Below are 23,644 nucleotides of genomic sequence, written 5' to 3'. Positions count from 1 at the left end.
CACGGCAGCGCGATGGCGCCCCGCCCCGCCTCGCTGAAGGTGCGTGCGCTGCAGTGGCTGGCGCAGCGCGAGCACAGCCGCACCGAATTGCGTGTGCGGCTGCTGCGCGCAGCGGCCGGCCGGCCCGTGGCGGCCATGTCCACCGACGCCGACGCCGACGCCGACCATGGCCACTGCGTCGAAGCCGCAGGCCTGGCGTCTGGCGATGCGCTGACCGAAGTTGATGGGGCCGGGCCAGGCATCGGTGCCGAGGTCGATGCCCACACCTCGCGCGGCCGTGGCCTTGACCACGCGCCCGAGGTCGACGCCCTGCTCGACTGGTTGAGCAGCCGCGGCTACCTGTCCGACCAGCGCTTCATCGACAGCCGCATCCACAGCCGCCAGTCGCGTTTCGGCAACCTGCGCATCGAGCGCGAGCTGGCCCAGCACGGCCTGGCCGCCGGCGACGAGACGCGCCAGCAGCTGCGCGACTCCGAGCTCTCGCGCGCGCGCGAGGTATGGCAGCGCAAGTACGGCGCCAACGCCACCGCCGACACCGCCGAGCGGCTGCGCCAGATGCGTTTTCTGGCCGGCCGGGGTTTCTCGCACGAGGTGGTGCGGCGCATCGTGCGTGGACTGCCTGACGACGACTGCTGACAACGCCCGAGCAAGCTGCCACGCAGACTCGCGGCGGCCCTGCCCGCCTCGCGGCGCACCAGCGCATCGGCGCATCGGTGCATCGGTGCATCGGCGCACCGGCGCATTGCGGCGGCGCGCGCGCCGGCCCGGGCCCGCTCGCGAGGCCTGCTTTGCCGCGTGCCCACCTCCGGCCGGCTTGGCCGCACCCAGCAACAACAGCCTCAAACCGCGTGCCGTTCTGGCACAGACCGCAAACCCGACTGCGTCACCGCGGCACTGGTTCGGGTTTTCCTGAGTACAACATGATAAATTTCGCAGGTTTGCTCGCCCCGCCTCGGGCGCCGGGCCGACACCGGGCCTGACCACGCCTTGCCGTGGCCAGGCAGCACCCATCCCCTCGACAGCCACGAGCCCACGATGAAGATCCACGAATACCAAGGCAAGGAAATCCTGCGCCAGTTCAATGTGCCGGTGCCGCGCGGCATTGCGGCGTTCTCGGTGCAGGAGGCGGTGGAAGCCGCGCAGAAGCTGGGCGGCCCCGTGTGGGTGGTCAAGGCGCAGATCCATGCGGGCGGCCGCGGCAAGGGCGGCGGCGTGAAGGTCACCAAGAGCCTGGACGGCGTGAAGGACCTGGCCGGCCAGATCCTGGGCATGCAGCTGGTCACGCACCAGACCGGCCCCGAGGGCCAGAAGGTGCGCCGCCTGTACATCGAGGAAGGTGCCGACATCAAGAAGGAGTACTACGTCTCCCTCGTCACCGACCGCGCCTCGCAGAAGGTGGCCTTCATCGCCAGCAGCGAAGGCGGCATGGACATCGAAGAGGTGGCCCACAGCACGCCCGAGAAGATCAGCACCGAGCTGATCGACCCGCTCACCGGCCTGGGTGATGCACAGGCGGCCAAGATCGCGCGCGCCATCGGCCTGCCCGAGGGCTCGGTGGCCCAGGCGGTCGAGATCTTCCAGAACCTCTACCGCTGCTACATGGCAACAGACGCCAGCCTGGTCGAGATCAACCCGCTGAACTGCGACAGCCAGGGCAAGCTGATTGCGCTGGACGCCAAGTTCAACTTCGACGCCAACGCGCTGTTCCGCCACCCCGAGATCGTGGCCTACCGCGATCTGGACGAGGAAGACCCGGCCGAGGTGGAAGCCAGCAAGTTCGACCTCGCCTACATCAGCCTGGACGGCAACATCGGCTGCCTGGTCAACGGCGCCGGTCTGGCCATGGCCACCATGGACACCATCAAGCTGTTTGGCGGCGAGCCGGCCAACTTCCTGGATGTGGGCGGTGGCGCCACGGCCGAGAAGGTGACCGAGGCCTTCAAGATCATGCTGAAGAACCCGGATGTGAAGGGCATCCTGGTGAACATCTTCGGCGGCATCATGCGCTGCGACACCATCGCCGAAGGCGTGATGACCGCGTGCAAGGCGGTGAACCTGTCGGTGCCGCTGGTGGTGCGCATGAAGGGCACCAACGAAGACCTGGGCAAGAAGATGCTGGCCGAAAGCGGCCTGCCGATCATCGCCGCAGACACCATGGCTGAAGCCGCCACCAAGATCGTGGCGGCTGTGGCCTGAGCCCAGGAGAAATTCAAATGTCCATCCTCATCAACAAAGACACCCGCGTCATCACCCAGGGCATCACCGGCAAGACCGGCCAGTTCCATACCAAGGGCTGCCAGGGCTACGCCAACGGCCAGGCCGCCTTCGTGGCCGGCGTCAACCCGAAGAAGGCCGGCGAAAGCTTCGAAGGCATCCCGATCTACGCCAGCGTGAAAGAGGCAGCCCAGGCCCAGAGCGCGACGGTCAGCGTGATCTACGTGCCGCCGGCCGGTGCCGCGGCCGCCATCTGGGAGGCGGTGGAAGCCGACCTCGATCTGGCGATCTGCATCACCGAAGGCATTCCGGTCAAGGACATGCTCGAAGTGCGCAACAAGATGAAGGCCAAGGAGGCCGCCGGCGGCAAGAAGACGCTGCTGCTGGGCCCCAACTGCCCGGGCCTGATCACGCCCGACGAGATCAAGATCGGCATCATGCCGGGCCACATCCACCGCAAGGGCCGCATCGGCGTGGTCAGCCGCTCGGGCACGCTGACCTACGAAGCCGTGGCGCAGCTCACCGAGATCGGCCTGGGCCAATCGAGCGCGGTCGGCATCGGCGGCGACCCGATCAACGGCCTGAAGCACATCGACGTGATGCGCCTGTTCAACGACGATCCCGACACCGACGCGGTGATCATGATCGGCGAGATCGGCGGCCCCGACGAGGCCGAGGCCGCACGCTGGGTGAAGGATCACATGAAGAAGCCGGTGGTCGGCTTCATCGCCGGCGTCACCGCCCCTCCGGGCAAGCGCATGGGCCATGCCGGCGCGCTGATCTCGGGCGGCGCCGACACCGCCGACGCCAAGCTGGCGGTGATGGAGGAGTGCGGCTTCACCATCACCCGCAACCCCAGCGAGATGGGCAAGCTGCTCAAGGGCCTGCTCAAGCTCTGAGGCACAGCGCGCCTTCTGGCGGACGCAGGTTGTTGATGACCTGAGCCCGCCACCGCGACCAGGCCACCTGCTGCAGGTGGCCGTTTTCTTTTCTGCGGCCCTGGCCACGTCTGCGGACTATGTAGTTTCCGCAGCGCGGGCACACGGCCGCCGCCTACACTTCCGCCGCTTTTCCAAAGAGAACACGCCATGGACCTGCTGTTGCACGCCGACTTCTGGATCGCCGTCGGTCAGATCATCATGATCGACATCCTGCTCGGGGGCGACAACGCCGTCGTCATCGCGCTCGCCTGCCGCAAGCTGCCGCCGCAGCAGCGCGCGCAGGGCATCCTGTGGGGCACGGTGGGCGCCATCCTGCTGCGCGTGGTGCTGATCTTCTTTGCACTCACGCTGCTGCAGGTGCCGTTCCTGAAGCTGGTGGGCGCCGCATTGCTGATCTGGATCGGCGTCAAGCTGCTGGCCCCTGGCGACGAGGACGAGCACGGCAACATCGAAGGCTCCGACAAGCTGTGGGCCGCCGTGCGCACCGTGATCGTGGCCGATCTGGTGATGAGCGTGGACAACGTGATCGCCATCGCCGGTGCCGCCGAAGGCGCTGGCGGCGACCACAAGATGCCGCTGGTGGTCTTCGGCCTGCTGGTCAGCATCCCGATCATCGTGTGGGGCAGCCAGTTTGTGATCAAGCTGATGGACCGCTTCCCGGTGGTCATCACCATCGGCGGCATGCTGCTGGGCTGGATCGCCGGCACCATGTCGGTGGGCGACCCCGCGCTCGCCAAGCTGATCCCGCAGGCCGCCGTGGGCGAGGCCGTGGCTTCGGTGCGCTACAGCGCCGGCGTGGCCGGTGCCCTGCTGGTGCTGGCGCTCGGCATGCTTCTCAAGCGCCGCGCCCAAGCCGCCAAGACCGACTGAACCAGCGGCCACGCCTCCCCCGCCTGCGCGAGCGGCGGGTGACCACAGGCAGCCGCCTGTGCTAACGTGCCCCGGCATGTCACCACCGGGCATCACGGGAGGCGTTGTGGCCTGGTTCTCGTTTCTCCGCCGCGACGCGGCCTCGGCCAAACCTGCGCCGACCCCGCCGCTGCTGGCGGGCCGCTACCGCATCGGCGCCCGCCTGGGCGGCGGCGCCGTGGGCGAGGTCTACGAGGCCGTTGACCTGCGCACCGGCGCGCCGGTGGCCGTCAAGCGCATCCCGCTGGCGGCCGACATCCCCTCGGCCGAGCGCGCCGAATGGCTCTCGCGCCTGCACCGCGAGGCCGACATCTCGCACCGCCTCGAGCACCCCGACATCCTGACCGTGCACGAGGCCGGCCTCACCGCGCAAGAGGCCTGGCTGGCGATGGAGCGGGTGCATGGCAACGATCTCAGCCGCTACACCCAGCCGCAGCGCCTGCTGCCCGAGACCCTGGTGCTGCGCATCGGCGCGCGGGTGGGGGCGGCGCTGGCCCACGCGCATGTGCGCGGCATCGTGCACCGCGACCTCAAGCCCTCCAACGTGGTGGTCGATCTGGGCACCGGCGTGCTCAAGCTGATCGACTTCGGCGTTGCCCGGGTTGACGATGCCAGCCAGACCCGCACCGGCATGACCCTCGGCACACCCGCCTACATGGCGCCCGAGCAATTGGCCGGCGCACCGGCCAGCGCCGCCACCGACACCTATGCGCTGGGCGTGATGCTGTTCGAGCTGCTGTGCGGCCGGCGACCCCACCAGGCCGACACCCTGGGCGAACTGCTGCGCTCCACCCACCGTGAGCCGCCGGCCCGCCTGGGCGTGCTGCGCCGCGATCTGCCGCCGGCGGTGGTGGGCGCCATCGAGCGCCTGCTGGCGCGCGAGCCCGAGCAACGGCCCGCCGATCTGGCCGACTGGTCGTCCGAGCTGGCGGCACTGGCCGCAGTGATGGCGCGCGTTCTCGCGCCCGATGTCGCGTTCCGTCTGTAGGGGGCAGCCGCAATGGCCACCGGGTTCCGATGCAAAATCGCCGGCTCTTCCGGCCCTCGCGCGCAGCGCACAGCATGAGCTTCGAGTTCTTTCACGCCGTCGACACCGGTCGCTCGCGCACCAACAACGAGGATTCGGTGGCCGTCGACGAGGCCAATGCGCTGGCCGTCCTGGCCGACGGCATGGGCGGCTACAACGCCGGCGAGGTGGCCAGCGGCATGGCGACCAGCTTCATCTGCACCGAGCTCGGCCGTTGGCTGGCCCAGGCCGCCCAGCGCGCCAGCGATCTGGAAGTGCGGCGCGCGATGGACATCTGCGTCGACAACGCCAACCGCGCCATCTTCAACGCCGCCAACGCCAACCCGCAGTACGCCGGCATGGGCACCACGCTGGTGGTGGCGGTGTTCCGCGAAGGCCAGCTGCGGCTGGGGCATGTGGGCGATTCACGCGCCTACCGCTGGCGCGGCGGTCAGCTCAACCAGATCACGCGCGACCACTCGCTGCTGCAGGAGCAGATCGACGCCGGTCTGATCACCCCCGAGCAGGCGGCGTTTTCGGCCAACAAGAACCTCGTCACGCGCGCAGTGGGGGTCGAAGACACGGTGCTGCTCGAGACCCATCTGCACGAGGTGCAGCCTGGCGACGTCTACCTGATGTGCTCGGACGGCCTGTCGGACATGCTCGACGACCCGATGATTGCGCGGCTGTTGCAGACGCACGACGCCCTACCTGCCGCGGGCAAGGCCCTGATCGACGCCGCCAATGAGGCTGGTGGAAAAGATAATATTGCGTTGATACTCGTGCGCGTGGCGGGTGGTTCGGCAGCACCCGGACGTCCGTGGTGGAAGTTCGGGCGCTGAAGCGGCGGTTCTGCAGCAAACGCAGACTCTGCATTGCCTGATCCAGGACGGAATAAAGCGAAGAAGGTCAAGCATGGGCAAGCTGGTTGTGTCTCTCGACGGTGTGGTGATCAAGGAGGTCCAGATCACCAAGGACAAGACCACGCTCGGCCGGCGGCCTTACAACGACATCGTCATCGACAACCTGGCAGTCAGCGGCGAGCACGCCGTGCTGCAGATGGTGGGCAACGACGTCTTCATCGAAGACCTCAACAGCACCAACGGCACCTACATCAACGGCAAGGCCATCAAGAAGCAGCTGCTGGCGCACAACGACACGGTCGAGATCGGCAAGTACAAGATCAAGTTCCTGGTCGAAGAAGGCAACGACTTCGAAAAGACCATGATCATGCGACCGGGCAGCAGCACCGGTGTGCCGCCGCACCCCTCGTACGCCCAGGCCCCCGCCAGCCACACCAGCTCGCTGGGTGGCGGCATGTCGGCGGGCATGGGCTCGATGGGCGCCGGCATGTCCTCGGCTGCCGCGTCGATCAAGGTGCTCACCGGCGCGGCGGCCGGCCGGGCCGTCACCCTGACCAAGGTGGTTACCACGGTCGGCAAACCCGGCGTGCAGGTGGCCTCGATCACGCGCCGGCCCAACGGCTACGTGCTGGCCCATGTGGAAGGCGTACAGCGCCCCACGATCAACGGTGTGCCGATTGCCGGTGACACCGCCCCGCTGCATCACGGCGACCTGATCGAGCTGGCCGGCACCCAGATGCAGTTCGTGCAGGCCTGAACAGGCGCGCACGAACCGGCCGCTCGGCCCCTCTCGGCCCCTCTCGGCCCCTCTCGGCCCGTCTCCACCCGTTTCAGCACATCGCCGCCCGCGGCTTGCCGGACGGCTGTGCGGCCGATGCGCTCGACCAGCCTGTGCGCACTTGCGGCATCTCTTGCGCCCCTTGCACGCCCTCCCCCTGGCGCCAAGGCTCGGCTTTGATCTGGCCGCGATCGGCGCACGCGCCTTGTCGCACCGCCGCCTGAGGTCCCGCCGTTCGGCGCCGTGATCGACTTCACGCCACCCCGGCCACCGCCTCACGCAGCGGCCTTGACCGTGGAGAACTGAGCGCACCCACGCTTGCGCCACTGGCGTGGGGCAGCGAGGATGCGCGCATCGGCGTCGGCAGGTATCGCGACGCCTGAACGCCTCGCCGGCCCTGATCTGTGGCGGCGCCTTCCACCATCGTTGCAGTCCGCCCAGGTGGCGGCACCGTTCTCCATGCAGATTCGCGTCCTGGGCTGCTCAGGCTCCATTGCCGCCGGCAGCCGCACCACGGCCTTCCTGCTCGACGACGACGTCCTGATCGACGCGGGCACCGGCGTGGGCGATCTGACGCTCGACGAGCTCGCCCAGGTCCAGGACATCCTGCTCACCCATTCACACCTCGACCATGTGCTGGGCGTGCCGCTGCTGGCCGACAGCGTGATGCGCCGGCGCGCCGGGCGCGCACCGATCCGCGTGCACGGCCTGCCAGCCACCCTGCAGGCCTTGCGCGACCATGTGTTCAACGGCCAGATCTGGCCCGACTTCACCTGCCTGCCTTCGGCCGAACGGCCGATCCTGAGCCTGCACCCCTTCGAGACGGGCCAGGTGCTGGCGCTGGGTGACCGCCGCATCGAGGTGCTGCCGGCCCTGCACACCGTGCCGGCCGTGGGCTTTGCGGTGCTGGCCCAGCCGGGCGCCTGGGTGTTCACTGGCGACACGGCCCCCAACGACGCGCTGTGGCAACGGCTGCAGACCCTGCCCGTGGCGCACCTGGTGATCGAGACCGCATTCCGCAACGACGAGCACCGCCTGGCGGTGCTGAGCCGCCACCTGCACCCGGCCGCCCTGGGCCAGGAACTGGCCCACCTGGCGCCCGGCGCCCAGGTGTGGATCACCCATGTGAAGCCCGGCGAGCTGGATGCCGTGATGTCCGAAATCGCCGCGCTGGCCCCTGGCCACACCGTCACCGCGCTGACGGCGGGTCAACGCATCGTGCTGACCTGATGCGGCAGGGCTGACGAAAAACGTCACCCCGCCAGCACGTGAAGTGACACAACGCGGCAGTTCGGCCGGTCAATCGTGATGTATCACCGGCAGAAGTGGCCCGCCCCCTCATGTTCAGCGTTGGCACGCGTCCTGCAACTTGGAAACCGTCGTTCACCCCCTGTTCGTCCCATCCGAGGAGCACGCATCATGAAGCGCAACCTGCAACAAGGTTTTACCCTGATCGAACTGATGATCGTGATCGCGATCGTCGGCATCCTGGCCGCCGTGGCCCTGCCCGCCTACCGTGACTACACGCTGAAGGCACGCAATGCCGAGACGATTGCCGCGGGCTCGGCCATGCAGAGCACGATCGCTGAATTTGCCTCGGTGAACAAGGACATGCCCACCACCGTGGACAGCCCGACCCTCGCCAGCACCTCGCATGTGGGTTCGGTGGCCTGGACGCGTACCAGCGCAACTGCCGGCACGATCCTGATCACGATGAAGGCGGCCGCACCGGCGCAAGAAGAAATGCGCAGCAAGACCGTGGTGCTGAGCGCTTCGATGTCCAGCGACGGCGGCGTGGTCTGGACCTGTGGCCCGGGCGCCACCGAGCCGATGCCGGTGAAGTTCCTGCCGTCGACCTGCCAGACCGCAGCCGGTTCGTCCTGATCCGCCTGAGTCCTGAATCAGCAAGCGTGGGGGCCATTGGCCCCCACTTTTGTTTGTGCGATTCACCCGTCCGCGTCCGCTGAACCCGGCCAACGCCGCGCCTGAAGGCTGGCCGGTGGCCGCGATGGCTGCCATCGCGCTGCCGCTGCTGTTCAGCTACGAACTGCCGCCCGCCCATCGCACGGTGCAGCAATGCCTGTCGGTGCTGGGATGGGGTTTGTGCCTGATGCTGGCGGCGCGTCTGAACGCTGGGCACCGGCGCGCCCACTGGCCATTGCCTGCGGCCCTTGGCGCGCTGTTGCTGGCCGCGCTGGCCAGCGTGGTCTGGCTGCAGGCCGCCCGCGCGCCGGCCTTGACCAGCGCAGGCCTGCTGCTTGTTGCGTTGCTGGTGGCCGATGCCGGCCACCGACAGGCCCAGGGTGCACGGGCGCAGGCGTGTTTTGAGGCCGTGTGCGCGGCCATTTTGCTGGCCGCCCGGCTCAACGCCGTGATCGGCATCGTGCAGCTGGCACTGCCCTTGCTGCCAGATTTGCCGATGCTGGCCACCACCCGCGTGCCAGGCCGTGCCACCGGCAACCTGCGCCAGGCCAACCAGCTGGCCAGCCTGATGCTCTGGGGGCTGGTGGCCACGGCCCACCTGCACGGTGCGCGGGCCGGCACACGCCGCGGCTGGGTGCTGGCCATCGACGCGGTGCTGCTGTCGGCGGCACTGGCTCTGAGCGGCTCGCGCTGGGGCCTGGCCGGCCTGGCACTGCTGGCCGCCTGGGCACTGCTGGATCGGTGCGCCTCGCCCGCCCTGCGTCGCGGGCTGGCCATCGCCGCCGCTGCTTGCCTCGCCACCGCCCTGCTCGGCCTGTGGCTCAGCGAGCACGGCGCGCAGGCCTCAGGCCTGGCCGCCCGTCTGCAGGCCGACACCGGCCCCGACGCAGGGCGAAATGGCCGGTGGCCGCTCTGGCAGGCAGCCTGGTCGCTGGCCCTGCAGCACCCTTGGACGGGCGTGGGCTGGGGCCAATTCAACCTCGCCTGGTCACTGCAGCCGGTGGCCCATCGCGGCACGGCCTTGTTCAACCACGCGCACAACCTGCCGCTGCAGCTGTGGGCCGAGATGGGCCTGCTGGCCGGCTCGGCCGTGCTGGCCATGCTGGGCCTGGCGCTGGCCAGGCTGCTGCGGCGCTGCATCGGCGACACCTCGCCGCAGGGCGCCATGCGCCGCAGCTGCTGGCTGTTCATGCTGGTGATGCTGGGTCACAGCCTGCTGGAGTTTCCGCTGTGGCACGCGTACTTTCTGCTGCCCAGCGTGTGGCTGCTGGCCTTTGGACTGGCGACAGAACCGAACCAGACACCCGAACAAGCACCTGGCCCTGCGCGCCATGCCGGCATGGGCCGGATCAGACTCGGGCTTGCGCTGGCCTGCGTGATGGCCGGCGCGGCCGCCCTGCTCGACTACCTGCACCTGACCCACGCGCCCTTGCCGGCCGATGCGCGCGGCCGCCCGCCGTCTAGCAGCCTGCTTTTCGCCCATGTGGCCGATCATCGAACGGCACGCGAAACGGCGGCCGTTGATCCTCCGGTGCTGCGCAGTGCACTGGCTTTTCTGGTCGACCCCGTGTTGCTGGACCGATGGGCCACGCATCTCGAGACCACGGGGCGGATCGACGATGCCTGGGCCGTTCGGCGGCGCCTGCACGAGTTGGCGTCCCGCACCGACCGCAGCGCGACAGCGCCCTTGCCCGACTGCCCTGGCGACCACCGCGCCGACCGCTGGCGCGAGCTCTTGGCCCTCGCACCCGGAGCGCGGCGCCATGAAACCGTCGCGGCAGGCGCCTGCTAGCATCTGCCGCTGTTTTTCCAGCGCTGCACCGCCGTGCAGATGCCCTGCCTGACGATGCGTTCCGCCCCTGCCCCGCAACGGGCCCATAGCAGCGCTGCGCTGCCCCTCTGGCTGGCCGCCCTGCTGGCGGCCTGCGCCCCCACCCTGCTGGCCTACAACGCCCCGCCGTCGGCCACGCTGCTGAACCAATGCGTGGCGGTGGCGGCCTGGGGCGTGTGGCTGCTGGCGCTGGCGCCATCGCGGCGCCCGCACGGCAGTGGCGTGCTGCTGGGCGCGCTGGGCCTGATGGCGGCGGCGGCGCTGGCCTCGTGGCTCTTTGGCGCGCTGCCGCGCTCGCTCAGCCTGGCGGCCATCGGCCTGCTGGGCGCGGCGGCGCTGATGGTGGGCGCGGGTGCCGAGGCCGCACGGCGCATCGCCCGCGTGGCCGTCTTCGAAGCCTTCTGCGTCGGCCTGCTGGTTGCCGGTGTGGCCAGCGCCCTGGTGGCCTTGCTGCAGGTGTTTGCGCCCGACCTCACCGACGGCAGCCTGATCGCCACCAGCGGGCTGCCCGGGCGCGCCGTGGGCAATCTGCGCCAACCCAATCACCTGTGCAGCCTGCTGCTGTGGGCGGTGGTGGCGGCCGTTGCGCTGCATGAACTGGGGCGCCTGCCGCGTGCGGCAATGGCCGGCCTGGTGGCGCTGCTGGTGCTGGGCGTCGAGCTCAGCGCCTCGCGCACCGGCGCCGTGGGCCTGGGCGTGCTGATGCTCTGGGGCCTGATGGATCGGCGGCTGTCGCCTGCATCGCGCTGGCTGCTGCTGGCCACGCCGCTGCTCTACGGCCTGGCCTATCTGGCGATGGGCTGGTACGGCGAACTGGCGCATCAGGCGCTGGGCGCCGAGGCGCGGCTCGACGCCGGTGGCCTGGGCGATGGCGGCAGCCGCAATGGCCGCAGCAACATCTGGCGCAATGCCTGGGCCCTGGTGATGGCCCATCCGTGGCGCGGCGTGGGTTTTGGCGAGTTCAATTTCGCCTGGACGCTGAGCCCGTTTGCCGGCCGGCCCACGGCCTTCTTCGACCACACCCACAACCTGCCGCTGCAGCTGGCGGTGGAGCTGGGCCTGCCGCTGGCTGCGCTGGTGTTGGCGCTGCTGGGCTGGGCGCTGTGGCAGGGCGCCAGCCGCGCCCTGCAGGCACCGGCCGAGGCGGGCAGTGCGGGCCGGGCTGCGCTGGTGCTGGTGCTGCTGGCGGCCTTGCACAGCATGGTCGAGTACCCGCTGTGGTACGCCTACTTCCTGCTGCCCACGGCCTTTGCCTGGGGCTGGATGCTGGGCCTGGCCGAGCCGGCCCCGGCATCGGCCGAGCCTGGCCTGGAGGCTTCACCTGCCGGGCCCTGGGCGGCCACGCTGGGCCTCGCCCTGGGCCTGATGATGAGCTTTGGCGGCGCACTGGCGGTGCTGGACTACCGCCGCGTGGTGGTGATCTATGCCCCGCCCGTGGGCAGCAGCTCGCTGGCCGAACGCATTGCCCAGGGCCAGCGCAGCCTGCTGTTTGCCCATCACGCCGATTACGCGGCAGCCACCAACGAGGCGCCCGCTGCGTCGCGTGAGCTGGGCTTTGCGCGCGGCACCCATTCGCTGCTGGACACCCGCCTGATGAGCGCCTGGGCGCAGCACCTGCACGCCCAGGGCCACGACACCCTGGCGCGCGGCGTGGCCGCCAGGCTGCGCGAGTTCGACAACCCCGAGTCGGATGAGTTCTTCGCGGCCTGCGCGGGCCAGCCCCAGGCACCGGCCTTTCCGTGCCTGGCGCCGGCGCCGGCACCCGGCTGGCACGACTACGCGGCGGCCGCCCGCCCTGCCCGGCGCTGAGGCCGTTGCGCCATCAGGCGCTGGGCTCGGCCAGCCAGTGCCCGCTCTTGCCGCCCAGCTTCTCGACCAGGCGGATGCCGGTCATCTCCATGCCGCGGTCGGCGGCCTTGCACATGTCGTAAATCGTCAGCAGGCCGACCTGCACGGCGGTCAGGGCCTCCATTTCCACCCCGGTGCGGCCCACGGTCTCGGCGGTCACGGCGATGTGCACCGCGCTGGCCGCGGTGTCGAGCTCGAAGCTCACGGCCACGCGGGTGAGCGGCAGCGGATGGCACAGCGGCACCAGCTCGGCCGTGCGCTTGGCGGCCTGGATGGCGGCGATGCGCGCGATGCCGATCACATCGCCCTTCTTGGCCGTGCCCGCGGCCACCAGCGCCAGCGTGTCGGCCTGCATGCGGATGCTGCCCACGGCGCGCGCCACGCGGTGCGTCTCGGCCTTGGCCGCCACATCCACCATGTGGGCCTGGCCCTGGGCGTCGAAATGGGTCAGCGGCGAGCTCATCGGCGGCATGTCCTGGCGTGGCGGTCGGGGCGATCGCGCGCCGGCTGCGCGAGCAACAGGCGGGCAAAGAAGGGGTGCGATGATAGGCGAAGCGAACCCGGCGGCCGCCGGCGAGTCCAAGCCCCGCCGGCCGGGCGCCGGCACCTGCGGCAGGCCGTCAAAGCAGGCCTGGCGGGGTGCCCGCCCGGCGCCACGCCGTCCACCTCGAGGCCCACGCTTGAACGCCCCATCCGCACGCTGCAACGCCCTCCGTTCCATGCCCACGCCGGGCCGTGTCGGCGTTCTGCAGCGGCGGCACTCGCCACGCCCGCCGCGCCTGCGGCCGCTGTGCCTGATGCTGGCGGCCAGCCTGGCCCTGCTGGCCGGCGGCCCGGTGGCGGCCCAGGGCGCACCCGCCCCGGCCCCGGCGCTGCGCCTGCCGTCGCTGGGGGAATCGGCGTCCGACGAGTTCGGCCTCAGTGCCGAAAAGCGCGTGGGCGAGGAGATCATGCGCGAGATCCGGCGCGATCCCGACTACCTGGACGACGCGGTGCTGCTGGCCTATGTGCAGTCGCTCTGGCAGCCGCTGGTGAAGGCCGCGCAGGCGCGCGGCGACATCGGCGTCGACACCGCCACGCTGTTTCCGTACGAGGCCTTCCTGGTGCGTGACCGCAGCGTCAACGCCTTTGCCCTGCCCGGGGGTTACGTCGGTGTGCACCTGGGCCTGATCGCCATGACCAGCAGCCCCGACGAGCTGGCCTCGGTGCTGGCGCACGAGCTGTCGCACGTCACGCAGCGGCACATCGCGCGCAGCGTCACCGCGGGCTCGCGCAGCAGCTCGCTGAGCCTGGCCGCCATGCTGCTGGGCCTGCTGGTTGCCGGCCGCACCGGCAATGCCGACGTGGCCCAGGCGGCCATTGCCAGCGGCCAGGCGGCCATGGTGCAGGCGCAGCTGAACTTCTCGCGCGACATGGAGCGCGAGGCCGACCGCAACGGCTTTGCGCTGATGGCCGACGCCGGCTTTGCGCCCTCGGGCATGGCCGCCATGTTCGACAAGCTCGACCAGGCCAACCGGCTGAACGACAGCGGCGGTTTCCCCTACCTGCGCAGCCACCCGCTCACGGTGGACCGCATCGGCGAGGCGCGCCAGCGTGTCGAGACCAACGGCAGCGTCACGCTGCCCCCACCCACGCTGCGGCACATGCTGATGCAGGCCCGCGCACGGGTGCTGATGGATGCCTCGGTGCAGGCCCTGCGCCGGCTGCAGGACCTGGACCGCCGCGCCGCCGAAACGGCCGCGCCCTGGGCCGAACGGCTGGCCGCGGCCACCGGCGCCGCGCTGGCCTCGACCCAGCTGCGCGACTTTGCGCGCGCTGAACGTGCTGCGCAGCAACTGGTGGCACTGCAGGCGGCGGCGCCGGCCGACGCGATCGACGCGACCACCGCGCGCGACCTGCGCCACCTGGCCGCCGAGCTGGCCCTGGCGCGCGCCGACCTGCCCGCCGCGCGCCAGGCGCTGCTGCCCGATTCAGCCGACGCCAGCCGCACCAGCCTGCTGCTGCGCGCACGCCTGGCCCTGGCCGACGGCCAGCCCGCCGGCCTGCGCAGCAGCAGCGAAGCCCTGCAGACCTGGCTGGCCGAGCATCGCCACGATGGCAGCGCCTGGATGCTGATGGGCCAGACCGCCGACCGCCAGGGCCTGAAGCTGCGCGCCGTGCGTGCCGAGGCCGAGGCCCAGGCCGCGCTCGGCAACCTGCAAGGTGCCATCGACCGCCTGCGCGCCGGCCAGCAGCTGGCGCGCAGCGGCCAGGCCGCGCCCGACTTCATCGAGCTGTCGGTGATCGATTCGCGCCTGCGCGACCTGCAGGGCCAGCGTCGCCAGCTGATGGCCGAGCAGCAACAGGGCCAGCGCGGCAACCGCCCCGACAACGGCGAGGGCAACCTGCACGACTAGTGGCTGTGGCTGTGGCTGTGGCTGTGGCTGTGGCTGTGGCTGGGCCTGCGCCCAAGCCAGCGGCCGGCTTGCGGCCGCCCGGCCGCCCGGATACCCGGCCGCCCAGCCACTATCGGCGGCGGGCCGGTCAGTACTCGCCGCGGTTGAACAGCCGCTCGATGGCCACATCGATGACCATGCCGCACAGGCTGTAGATCAGCGAACCGATCAGCGCGGCGCCGAAGCCGGTGACGTTGAAACCCGCCAGCACGCCGGCGGCCGACCAGAACATCAGCGCGTTGATCACGAACAGGAACAAGCCCAGCGTGACCAGCGTGACCGGCAGCGTGAGCAGCACCAGCAGCGGACGCACCAGCGTGTTCAACAGCCCCAGCACCAGCGCCGCCACCATGGCCGCACCGAAACTGGCCACCGAAACCCCTGGGTACAGGTGCGCCACCAAGAGCAGCGCGGCAGCCAGCAACATCCATCGCACAAGCAGCTTCATCATGGCCGCAAGCATAGCGCCGGCACTGCGCATGGCGCGCAGTTGCAGTGCCCCGGGCAGCACACCGGGCCGCCCGGACGTATACGGGTGACGGTACCCGCCGACACGCCTTGGCCCGCCTGCCCGTGCCCAGGTGATGCCTGGGGGCGACAAAAGCGCTTGCCACGAGGGTGGAAAGCGTGTTTTCAGAGGGAAAACAGCTTCTCAGCCCCATGGGGTGGCAGTACCATCGCGGCTGCTGCAGGCTACAGAGAGAAGCGTGGGTTCATGCAACCCCCGACCCAGGCCCCGGCACATCAACCACTCACGTGATGGAGAGCATCCAAATGGCAACTGCGAAGAAGGCCGCTCCGGCCAAGAAGGCCGCCCCGGCAAAGAAGGCCGCGCCTGCTGCAAAGAAGGCAGCACCGGCGAAGAAGGCCGCCGCTCCGGCAAAGAAGGCAGCACCGGCCAAGAAGGCCGCTGCGCCGGCCACCAAGGCCGCTCCGGCCAAGAAGGTCGCCGCCAAGAAGCGCACGCCGAACGCCGCCTTCATGAAGGCCCTGACCCCCAGCGCGGCCCTGGCTGCCGTCATCGGCGACAAGCCGCTGCCGCGCACCGAGGTCACCAAGAAGGTCTGGGAATACATCAAGAAGAACAAGCTGCAGGATCAGGTCAAGAAGACCATGATCAACGCCGACGCCAAGCTGAAGGAGATCTTCAAGCAGGCCCAGGTGTCGATGTTCGAGATGACCAAGCTGATCAACTCGCACCTCAAGTGATGCCAGCGGCGGGCCTCGCATGGCGAGGCCCGCTGTCAGCGCACTGTTCACGGCCGGCTTTTGCCGGCCGTTTTCATTTCAGCCGCCCTGCGGCTCAGGGTGGATCGGGCAGGCCGAACAGGCGCGCGCCATTGCCCCAGCCGATGCGCCGTGCGGCCTCGGGCGGCAGGCTTCCCAGCCAGCGCCGAGCCTCGGCCATCAGCGTCTCGTAGGCGCCCCAGCGCGGATTGACCCAGGTGTCCGAGCCCACCAGAAAACGCTCGCTGTGTTCAGCCAGCAGGGCCTGCCACTCGGCGCTCAGGCGGCCATCGTGGGCCGTCAGGCCGGGCCGGTAGGACAGCTCGCCCATCAGCGTGGGGTGGCGCTGCAGCAGCGCACGCACCCGCTCGACCGGCACGCCGCCGATGCCCGTGTGCGCCCACACCAGCCGGGCCCGCGGCGCATGGGCCATCAGGCGCTCGATGGCCTCGTCGTCCACGTGCGCCAGCACCACCAGGTCGCGCGCCTGGGCCAGCTGCATCAGGCGCCGCGCGATCGGGCCATCGGCATTGCGGCTGTCGTAGAGGTGGAACTCGCCCAGGCCGCGATAGGGCCCGGCCGGTGTGCCCGCCGCCAGCTCGTGCTGCACCATCGCGGCAATGCTGTCGTCGGCAAACCAGCCGGTGTAGTCGGCGCGGTTGCGGTACAGGCGCACGAAGGGCACCACCGCGACGCCGGCCGCACGCGTGGCCGCGGTGGCGGCGGCCAGGGTCTTGGTGCCGTCGTTCGGCCGGCTGTTGGCCACCACCGCACGCACGCCGGCGCGCTGCATCATGGCCAGCACCTCGGTCAGTGGATAGGGGCAGTCGGCGCCCAGCGCGCAGGCCTCGTCGTTGTAGTGCAGGTGGGCATCGAACAGCGGGCCGGCATAGGCCGGGCCGGTGGCCAGGGCCGGCCCGGGCAGGGGCAGCAGGGCCAGCACCAGTGCAGCCTGGGCGGCCCATGCGAGACGGCCCGCAACACGATCTCGGCGCGGCACGGCTTGATCTGGCGCAGGCTGGCGGGCGCCCGACGGCGCGGCGGACGAAGGGTCTGGCATCGTTTGCTCCACTTGTCACGCTGGCGCCCTGCACGGGCACGGGCACCGTTCAGCCTTGCGCCGGCGCTGCCGAAGATACGTCAACGGCCGCTTCCATGGCCCGCGCCACCGCCGGTGCGGGGCCGCGCAGGGGCCGGGCGCCTTGTTGTACTTTCGAGCTGTCATGCAGTACCCACACACCCCCGAGCGCAGCACCGAGCTGCTGCGACAGGCCCTGCCACTGATGTCGCGCCAGTCGGCGGCGCTGCATCCGATGAGCTATGCAGTCTGGTATGCCTACGTGGCCGACAGCGCCTCGGCGCTGCGGGTGGAGGTTGACCACCACCTGGCACAGCGCGGTGCGCTGGATGAAGCCACCACCGCGCAGCTGTACCGCCGGCACCTGGCCGACCTCGACCCGCAGGCGGCGCAGCGGGTCAGCGACGGGCTGCAGCAGCTGATCGGCGGCATGTCGGCGCAGGCCGCACTGGCCAAGGACCAGACCTCGCGTTACGGCCATGCCCTCGAACGCATGGCCGCCGAGCTGGCCGGCAACACCCACCCCGACGGCGCGCCGGCCGAGGCCGCAGGCCCGCCCGCCCTGCTGGACGAGCTGCGCACCCACACCCGGCAGATGCAGCTCGACATGGCACAGATGCAGCAGCGGCTGTCCGACAGCCAGCGCGAGATCGACCAGCTGCGCGGCGAGGTCCAGCGCGCGCGCGCTGAATCCCAGGTGGACGCACTCACCGGCCTGCCCAACCGCCGCGCCTTCGACGCGCGCCTGGCCGAGTGCCTGGCAGCCGCCAGCGCCACGCGCACGCCCTGCCTGCTGATCCTGGACCTCGACCACTTCAAGCGCATCAATGACAGCTACGGCCACCCGTTCGGTGACCAGGTGCTGCGCGCCGTGGCCCAGCTGCTGCAAACCCTGGTGAGCGAGCCGGCCATGGCCGCCCGCGTGGGCGGAGAAGAATTTGCCGTGCTGCTGCCGGCCACCACGCTGGCCGAGGCGCTGGCACTGGCCGAGAAGCTGCGCGTCACGGTGGCGGCCAGCCGCATCAAGCGCAAGGGCAGCGATCAGCCGATCGAGCGCATCAGCCTGTCGCAGGGCGCGGCCCTGTGGCGGCCGGGCGATGTGGCCGAGGCGCTGGTCGACCGCGCCGACCGCGCGCTGTACACCGCCAAGGCCGCCGGCCGTGACCGGGTGGCCGTGGCCGACCACTGACCCGGCGCACCCGCGCAGGCCCCTGGGCACCGGGCTCGGCCCGGCGCGCCGATGCCATCAACCAGCAGCCGCTCAGGCCGGCTTGGCACCAGGGCGTGCGGCCGCCGGTGCCGCCGCGCGCGTGGCCGGGCGACCGGCGGCTGCGGCCGCTGGCGCGGGCGGCTGGCTTTCCAGGTGATCGAGCCAGGCCAGCGCCAGCTCACCGGCCGCCGCCGCCTGCTCGTTGAGCGCCAGCAGCAGCGCCTGGTAGGCGCGTGCGCTGGCGGCATCGGTGGGCAGCCCGGCGGGATTGTCCGCGGGGTCGGCCGCGGGGTTGGCCGTGGCGCTGGCCATGGCGCCGGCCGGCTGTGTGCGCGCCTGAGCTTGAGCTTGAGCTTGAGCTTGAGCTTGAGCTTGAGCTTGGGCTTGGGCTTGGGCCTGGGCCTGGGCCTGCCGCCAGACCTGGCGCGCCGCCAGCACGGCCCGGTCGGCCTGCAGGGCGGCCTCGTGGCTGGCATGCAGCGTGGCCACGCGCTGTACCTGATCGCTGGTGCGGGCCGAGACGGTCATGCGCAGCGTGGGCGGCTCGGCCACCAGGTGCGGCAGGCGCCATTGCGCCAGTGGTGTGCCGATCTGCGCCACCAGCCCGTTCACCGGCACGCCGGCCAGGCTGGCCACGGCGTGGATGGCCTGGTCGCGCTTTGCCGCACGTCCGGCGGCAAAGCGCTCGGTCTGGGCCAGTTGCTCGGCCACGCGGGCCAGCGCGGTCTCGCGGGTCTCGGCCGAGCCGGCATCGGCATCGGCATCGGCATCGGCATCGGCATCGGCATCGGCATCGGCCGGCAGATCCATCAGCGCGGCCTGCTCGGCACGGGCCAGCGGCAGCAGGGCATCGGCCACCGACCATTGCGCGTGGTACACGCGCACCGCCACCCATTGCCGCGCCAGCGCCTGGGCGCGTGCGGCATCGTGCGGCGCCACCGGGGCCAGCAAGGCGGTGAGCACCGGGTCGTCGAAGCGTGTCCACCAATCGGCGCGCAAACTGGCGGCGGCGGCGGCGGCGGCGGCGGCGGCGGCGGCCGGCACGCCAGCGCCGCTGGCGGGGTTGGCCGCGGTGCCGGTTGCGGCAGCCGGTGCGGTGCCCGCCGTGGCCGCCCGGGCGGCCGGCCCGGCCAGGCAGGCCAGCACGGCCAGCGCTGCTGCCGAGCGCAGCGCCACGCGGGCCAGCACGCCCGGCACGGCGTCGGGGCGGAGCGGGCGCATCACGCCGCCACCCAGCGGCCGGCACCGCGCCCGCCGTGCAGCGGCACGCTGCGGTTGGCGCTGGCCGCCAGGCGGGCGTGGTCGGTGCTCATCAGAACGCAGCAGCCGTGCAGCGCGGCGGCCGTCCACAGCGACAGCCGCACTGCCGTGACCTGCAAGGGCGAGAGCCCGGCCTCGGGTTGCTCCACCACCACCAGCCGGCGGCGGCCCACCAGCGCACGGGCCAGCAGCACCAGGCGCTGCTCGTCGGGGGCCAGGGCCGACGGGCGGCGATGCATCACCTCCGACAGGCCCAGCGCATCCAGCTCGAGTGCCGCCAGATCAAAGGCATCGCCGGCCTGCGGCTGCACCAGGCGGCGCGCCACCGCCACATTGCCCAGCGCGGTGAGCGCGGGGTCCAGCACGTCGCCCAGCAGCGCCCGGCCGATGTGCCGGCGCTGCAGCAGCTGGCGCTGCTCGCCGCTCAGGCGCTCGGCATCCAGGCCCAGCACCTGCCAGCGGCCCAGCGGCTGGCGCTCGAGCACGGCGGTCTCGAGCACCGCGCGGCGGGTGGCGGCCACGCCCCCACGCAGGTGCACGATGTCGCCGCCCTGGGCCTCGAAGCCCACCGGCTGACCGTCGGCCGTGCGGCCGTGCACCCACAGCGCGGGTGACGCCTCGTCGCGCAGGCCCGGGTAGCGCGCCGGCAGCGCGGTGAGCGCACGCACACGCCGCCACGACGGCGTGATGGCCGTGGCCAGCGTGGGCACCGGCGCCGCAGCGCCGGCACGGGGTTCGGAAACGGCAAGCACAGCGGAGTTCATCGCAGGCCTTTCACGGCAGACACCATGGCGGTGAGCCTAGGCCGCGGCCTGCGCCGCGCTGTTGCGCGAACGTTGTGTGAGGTAAAGACCCGCGGCGGCGGGTGGCGTCGCGTACCCGCGGCGCCGGGTGCCCCACCTCAACGCGCCAGCAGCGGCTTCAGAAAGCGCCCGGTGAAGCTGGCCTCGCAGGCAGCCACGTCTTCGGGTGTGCCGGCGGCCACCACGGTGCCGCCGCCGGCGCCGCCCTCGGGGCCCATGTCGATCAGCCAGTCGGCGGTCTTGATGACATCGAGGTTGTGCTCGATCACCACGATGGTGTTGCCGGCCTCGCGCAGCTGGTGCAGCACGCGCAGCAGCAGCTCGATGTCGGCGAAGTGCAGGCCGGTGGTGGGCTCGTCCAGGATGTAGAGCGTGCGGCCGGTGTCGCGCTTGCTGAGCTCGAGCGCCAGCTTCACGCGCTGCGCCTCGCCGCCGCTCAGCGTGGTGGCGCTCTGGCCGAGGGTGATGTAGCCCAGGCCCACGTCCAGCAGCGTCTGCAGCTTGCGCGCCAGTGCCGGCACGGCGCTGAAGAAGCCGCGCGCCTCCTCCACCGTCATGGCCAGCACCTCGTGGATGTTGCGGCCCTTGTACAGCACCTCCAGCGTCTCGCGGTTGTAGCGCTTGCTGGCGCAGGTGTCGCAGGGCACGTACACGTCGGGCAGAAAGTGCATCTCGACCTTGATCACACCGTCGCCCTGGCAGGCCTCGCAGCGGCCGCCGGCCACGTTGAAGCTGAAGCGGCCGGCCCCGTAGCCGCGCTCGCGCGCCATCGGCACCTCGGCAAACAGCTCGCGGATCGGCGTGAACAGCCCGGTGTAGGTGGCCGGGTTGCTGCGCGGCGTGCGGCCGATCGGGCTCTGGTCGACGTTGATCACCTTGTCGAAGGCGTCGAGGCCCTCGATCTCGTCGTGCGCTTCGGGTTCGGTGTGGCTCTGGTACAGCTTCTTGGCCACCGCCGCGTACAGGGTGTCGTTGATCAGCGTGCTCTTGCCCGAGCCCGAGACGCCGGTCACGCAGGTGAGCAGGCCCACCGGGATGTCCACCGTCACGCCCTTGAGGTTGTTGCCGCGGGCATTGGCAATGCGCAGCGAGGTGGCCGTGCTCTGCGTGAAGCTGGGCCAGCTGCCGTCGGGCAGGCGCTTGCGCGGCGCGGTCGCCTCGGGCTCGGGGGCCGGCGACGGCGCGGCGGCCCAGGCCCGGCGCTGCTTCGGCACCTCGATGCGCAGCACCTGCGAGAGGTAGCGGCCGGTCAGGCTCTCGGGATGGGCGGCCACGGCCTCGGGCGTGCCCTGGGCGATGACGCGGCCGCCGTGCACGCCGGCGCCGGGGCCCATGTCGATGACATGATCGGCGGCGCGGATCATGTCCTCGTCGTGCTCGACCACCAGCACGCTGTTGCCCAGGTCGCGCAGGTGGCGCAGCGTGCCGATCAGGCGCTCGTTGTCGCGCTGGTGCAGGCCGATGCTGGGTTCATCCAGCACGTACATCACGCCGGTCAGGCCGCTGCCGATCTGGCTGGCCAGGCGGATGCGCTGCGCTTCGCCACCGCTGAGGGTGTCGGCGCTGCGGTCCAGGCTCAGGTAGTTCAGGCCCACGTCGTTCAGGAACTTCAGCCGCGCGCGGATCTCGCGCACCACCTTGTCGGCGATCTCGGCCTTGGCGCCGGTGAGGTGCAGGGCCTCGAAGTACGCCAGCGCCTCGGCCAGCGTGGCGTGCTCGATCTCGAAGATGGCCTGGCGCGGCACCGCCGGCTGGCCATCGGCGCGATCGGCGCCCACCAGAAACACATGCCGCGCCTCGCGCCGCAGCCGCGTGCCGTGGCAGTGGGCGCAGGGCTTGGCGGCCTGGTAGCGCGCCAGGTCTTCGCGCACGGTGACCGAATCGGTCTCCTTGTAGCGGCGCTCGAAGTTGGGAATGATCCCCTCGAAGGGATGGGCACGCTTGACCATGCGCGGCTTGCCCTTGGCCGTCTCCGACTGGTAGACGAACTCGATCTGGTCGGTGCCCGAGCCGTGCAGCAGCGTGTGCCGCGCGCTGGGCGGCAGCTCCTCGAACGGCGCCTCGATGTCGAAGCCGTAGTGCGCGGCCACGCTCTCCAGCAGGCTGAAGGTGTAGGCGTTGCGCCGGTCCCAGCCCTTCACCGCGCCACCGGCCAGGCTCAGGCTGGGGAATGCCACCACGCGCTCGGGATCGAACACCGTCTGCTGCCCCAGGCCGTCGCAGTGCGGGCAGGCGCCCATCGGCGCATTGAACGAGAACAGCCGCGGCTCCAGCTCGGCCAGCGCGTAGCTGCACACCGGGCAGGCGAACTTGCTGGAAAAGAGATGCTCCTTGCCGGTGTCCATCTCGAAGGCGATGGCCCGCCCGTCGGCGGCGCGCAGCGCGGCCTCAAAGCTCTCGGCCAGGCGCTGCTTGGCGTCGGGCCGGGCCTTGAGCCGGTCGATCACCACGTCGATGTCGTGCTTCTCGTTCTTCTTCAGCGCCGGCAGCTCGGTGGCCTCGACGATCTGGCCGTCGACGCGAAAGCGCACATAGCCCTTGGCCTGCATCTCGGCGAACAGCTCGACGAACTCGCCCTTGCGGTCGCGCACCACCGGGCTCAGGATCATCAGCTTGGTGTCCTCGGGCAGGGCCAGCACGAAATCCACCATCTGGCCCACGCTCTGCGCCTGCAGCGGCAGGTTGTGATCAGGGCAGAAGGGCGTGCCGGCACGTGCGAACAGCAGGCGCAGGTAGTCGTGGATCTCGGTCACCGTGCCCACGGTGGAGCGCGGGTTGTGGCTGGTGGCCTTCTGCTCGATGCTGATGGCCGGTGCCAGGCCCTCGATCACATCCACATCGGGCTTGTCCATCAGCTGCAGAAACTGGCGCGCATAGGCGCTCAGGCTTTCCACATAGCGGCGCTGGCCCTCGGCGTACAGCGTGTCGAAGGCCAGGCTGCTCTTGCCCGAGCCCGACAGGCCGGTGATCACCACCAGGCTGTGCTTGGGGATGTCGAGGTCGATGGCCTTGAGGTTGTGCGTGCGCGCACCGCGGATCTGCAGGTGGCTGGACGCGGTGATGGCGGGCGGTTTCGGCGTGGCGGCCGGGGCCTGGGCTGCGGTGGCGGCTTCGGCGGGAGACGGGCGGGACATGGGGCGCAGCAGTTCGAGGGCAACCGGACATGATAGTCGGCGGCGCCATCGCGGCCGGTTTCGGGCCTGTCGGCGTGCGCTGGGTCACAAGTTGTTTCCACTGCGCCCCCCGGAGTGGGGCACCGGCCCCCCGGATGCAGGTGGGGGCCGCCGCCGCGGCACGGGCCGGCGGCGCTAGAGTTTC

The 23,644-nt window shown here is 70.9% G+C and carries 20 protein-coding genes; 14 read left to right on the top strand and 6 right to left on the bottom strand.

The window, feature by feature from the left end; translation table 11 throughout:
* The first annotated feature begins 12 nt into the window (after positions 1–12).
* The 11 genes from N4G63_RS01820 (at position 13) to N4G63_RS01770 (ending at position 12,274) form a co-directional block, all read left to right on the top strand.
* Complete coding sequence (locus N4G63_RS01820) at positions 13–636, top strand: regulatory protein RecX (RefSeq protein ID WP_260789051.1); 624 nt, start codon at positions 13–15, stop codon at positions 634–636.
* A gap of 399 nt (positions 637–1,035) precedes the next feature.
* Complete coding sequence (gene sucC / locus N4G63_RS01815) at positions 1,036–2,196, top strand: ADP-forming succinate--CoA ligase subunit beta (RefSeq protein WP_260788372.1); 1,161 nt, start codon at positions 1,036–1,038, stop codon at positions 2,194–2,196.
* Positions 2,197–2,213: 17 nt separating this feature from the next.
* Positions 2,214–3,113: a succinate--CoA ligase subunit alpha gene (gene sucD, locus N4G63_RS01810; protein ID WP_260788373.1), complete on the top strand. Its 900-nt coding sequence runs from the start codon at positions 2,214–2,216 to the stop codon at positions 3,111–3,113.
* A gap of 189 nt (positions 3,114–3,302) precedes the next feature.
* On the top strand, positions 3,303–4,025 hold the full coding sequence (locus N4G63_RS01805) for a TerC family protein (RefSeq protein ID WP_260789054.1): 723 nt from the start codon (positions 3,303–3,305) through the stop codon (positions 4,023–4,025).
* A 106-nt stretch (positions 4,026–4,131) separates the two neighbouring features.
* Positions 4,132–5,052 (top strand): serine/threonine-protein kinase, encoded by a 921-nt coding sequence (locus tag N4G63_RS01800; RefSeq protein WP_260789055.1) that lies wholly within the window; start codon positions 4,132–4,134, stop codon positions 5,050–5,052.
* Between the two features lie 74 nt (positions 5,053–5,126).
* Positions 5,127–5,912, top strand: a complete 786-nt coding sequence (locus N4G63_RS01795; RefSeq protein ID WP_260789057.1) for a Stp1/IreP family PP2C-type Ser/Thr phosphatase — start codon at positions 5,127–5,129, stop codon at positions 5,910–5,912.
* Positions 5,913–5,985: 73 nt separating this feature from the next.
* Entirely contained in the window at positions 5,986–6,690 is a 705-nt protein-coding gene (locus N4G63_RS01790; RefSeq protein ID WP_314599275.1) for an FHA domain-containing protein, read from the top strand.
* Between the two features lie 480 nt (positions 6,691–7,170).
* Positions 7,171–7,941: an MBL fold metallo-hydrolase gene (locus N4G63_RS01785; protein WP_260789059.1), complete on the top strand. Its 771-nt coding sequence runs from the start codon at positions 7,171–7,173 to the stop codon at positions 7,939–7,941.
* Positions 7,942–8,130: 189 nt separating this feature from the next.
* Positions 8,131–8,595 (top strand): pilin, encoded by a 465-nt coding sequence (locus N4G63_RS01780; protein WP_314599274.1) that lies wholly within the window; start codon positions 8,131–8,133, stop codon positions 8,593–8,595.
* A gap of 55 nt (positions 8,596–8,650) precedes the next feature.
* Positions 8,651–10,426, top strand: a complete 1,776-nt coding sequence (locus N4G63_RS01775) for a pilin glycosylation ligase domain-containing protein (protein ID WP_314599273.1) — start codon at positions 8,651–8,653, stop codon at positions 10,424–10,426.
* A 54-nt stretch (positions 10,427–10,480) separates the two neighbouring features.
* The gene (locus N4G63_RS01770; RefSeq protein ID WP_260789060.1) at positions 10,481–12,274 is read left to right on the top strand and encodes a PglL family O-oligosaccharyltransferase; all 1,794 of its coding nucleotides are present in this window, start codon (positions 10,481–10,483) and stop codon (positions 12,272–12,274) included.
* A 13-nt stretch (positions 12,275–12,287) separates the two neighbouring features.
* Here N4G63_RS01770 and moaC read toward each other — a convergent pair whose 3' ends face one another.
* Positions 12,288–12,776, bottom strand: coding sequence for a cyclic pyranopterin monophosphate synthase MoaC (gene moaC / locus N4G63_RS01765; RefSeq protein ID WP_260789062.1), 489 nt, complete (start codon positions 12,774–12,776; stop codon positions 12,288–12,290).
* Between the two features lie 256 nt (positions 12,777–13,032).
* On the opposite strand from moaC, the gene N4G63_RS01760 reads away from it, so the two are divergent.
* Positions 13,033–14,709, top strand: coding sequence for a M48 family metalloprotease (locus N4G63_RS01760; RefSeq protein WP_314599272.1), 1,677 nt, complete (start codon positions 13,033–13,035; stop codon positions 14,707–14,709).
* A gap of 127 nt (positions 14,710–14,836) precedes the next feature.
* Here N4G63_RS01760 and N4G63_RS01755 read toward each other — a convergent pair whose 3' ends face one another.
* A complete protein-coding gene (locus N4G63_RS01755; RefSeq protein ID WP_260789542.1) occupies positions 14,837–15,196 on the bottom strand; it encodes a phage holin family protein in 360 nt (119 codons plus the stop codon).
* Positions 15,197–15,522: 326 nt separating this feature from the next.
* On the opposite strand from N4G63_RS01755, the gene N4G63_RS01750 reads away from it, so the two are divergent.
* On the top strand, positions 15,523–15,957 hold the full coding sequence (locus tag N4G63_RS01750) for an SWIB/MDM2 domain-containing protein (RefSeq protein WP_260789543.1): 435 nt from the start codon (positions 15,523–15,525) through the stop codon (positions 15,955–15,957).
* A gap of 94 nt (positions 15,958–16,051) precedes the next feature.
* Here N4G63_RS01750 and N4G63_RS01745 read toward each other — a convergent pair whose 3' ends face one another.
* On the bottom strand, positions 16,052–16,921 hold the full coding sequence (locus N4G63_RS01745; RefSeq protein WP_443112031.1) for an amidohydrolase family protein: 870 nt from the start codon (positions 16,919–16,921) through the stop codon (positions 16,052–16,054).
* A gap of 277 nt (positions 16,922–17,198) precedes the next feature.
* Between N4G63_RS01745 and N4G63_RS01740 the strand changes: the two genes are divergently transcribed.
* On the top strand, positions 17,199–18,242 hold the full coding sequence (locus N4G63_RS01740; protein WP_260789069.1) for a GGDEF domain-containing protein: 1,044 nt from the start codon (positions 17,199–17,201) through the stop codon (positions 18,240–18,242).
* 72 nt (positions 18,243–18,314) lie between these two features.
* Here the strand turns inward: N4G63_RS01740 and N4G63_RS01735 are convergent, their stop codons facing one another.
* From N4G63_RS01735 to uvrA, 3 genes are all read right to left on the bottom strand, one after another.
* Complete coding sequence (locus N4G63_RS01735) at positions 18,315–19,484, bottom strand: hypothetical protein (protein WP_260789071.1); 1,170 nt, start codon at positions 19,482–19,484, stop codon at positions 18,315–18,317.
* Positions 19,484–20,287, bottom strand: a complete 804-nt coding sequence (locus tag N4G63_RS01730; protein WP_260789072.1) for a P-loop NTPase family protein — start codon at positions 20,285–20,287, stop codon at positions 19,484–19,486. Before N4G63_RS01730 ends, N4G63_RS01735 begins: the two co-directional genes overlap by 1 nt.
* 137 nt (positions 20,288–20,424) lie before the next feature.
* Positions 20,425–23,460, bottom strand: coding sequence for an excinuclease ABC subunit UvrA (uvrA, locus tag N4G63_RS01725; RefSeq protein WP_260789073.1), 3,036 nt, complete (start codon positions 23,458–23,460; stop codon positions 20,425–20,427).
* Positions 23,461–23,644: the final 184 nt, after the last annotated feature.

It is taken from the genome of Aquabacterium sp. OR-4 (genome assembly GCF_025290835.2).
Lineage (GTDB): Bacteria > Pseudomonadota > Gammaproteobacteria > Burkholderiales > Burkholderiaceae_C > Pseudaquabacterium.
The sequence above is the reverse complement of the archived record's forward strand: the minus strand, read 5'-3'. Positions and strand labels throughout refer to the sequence as shown.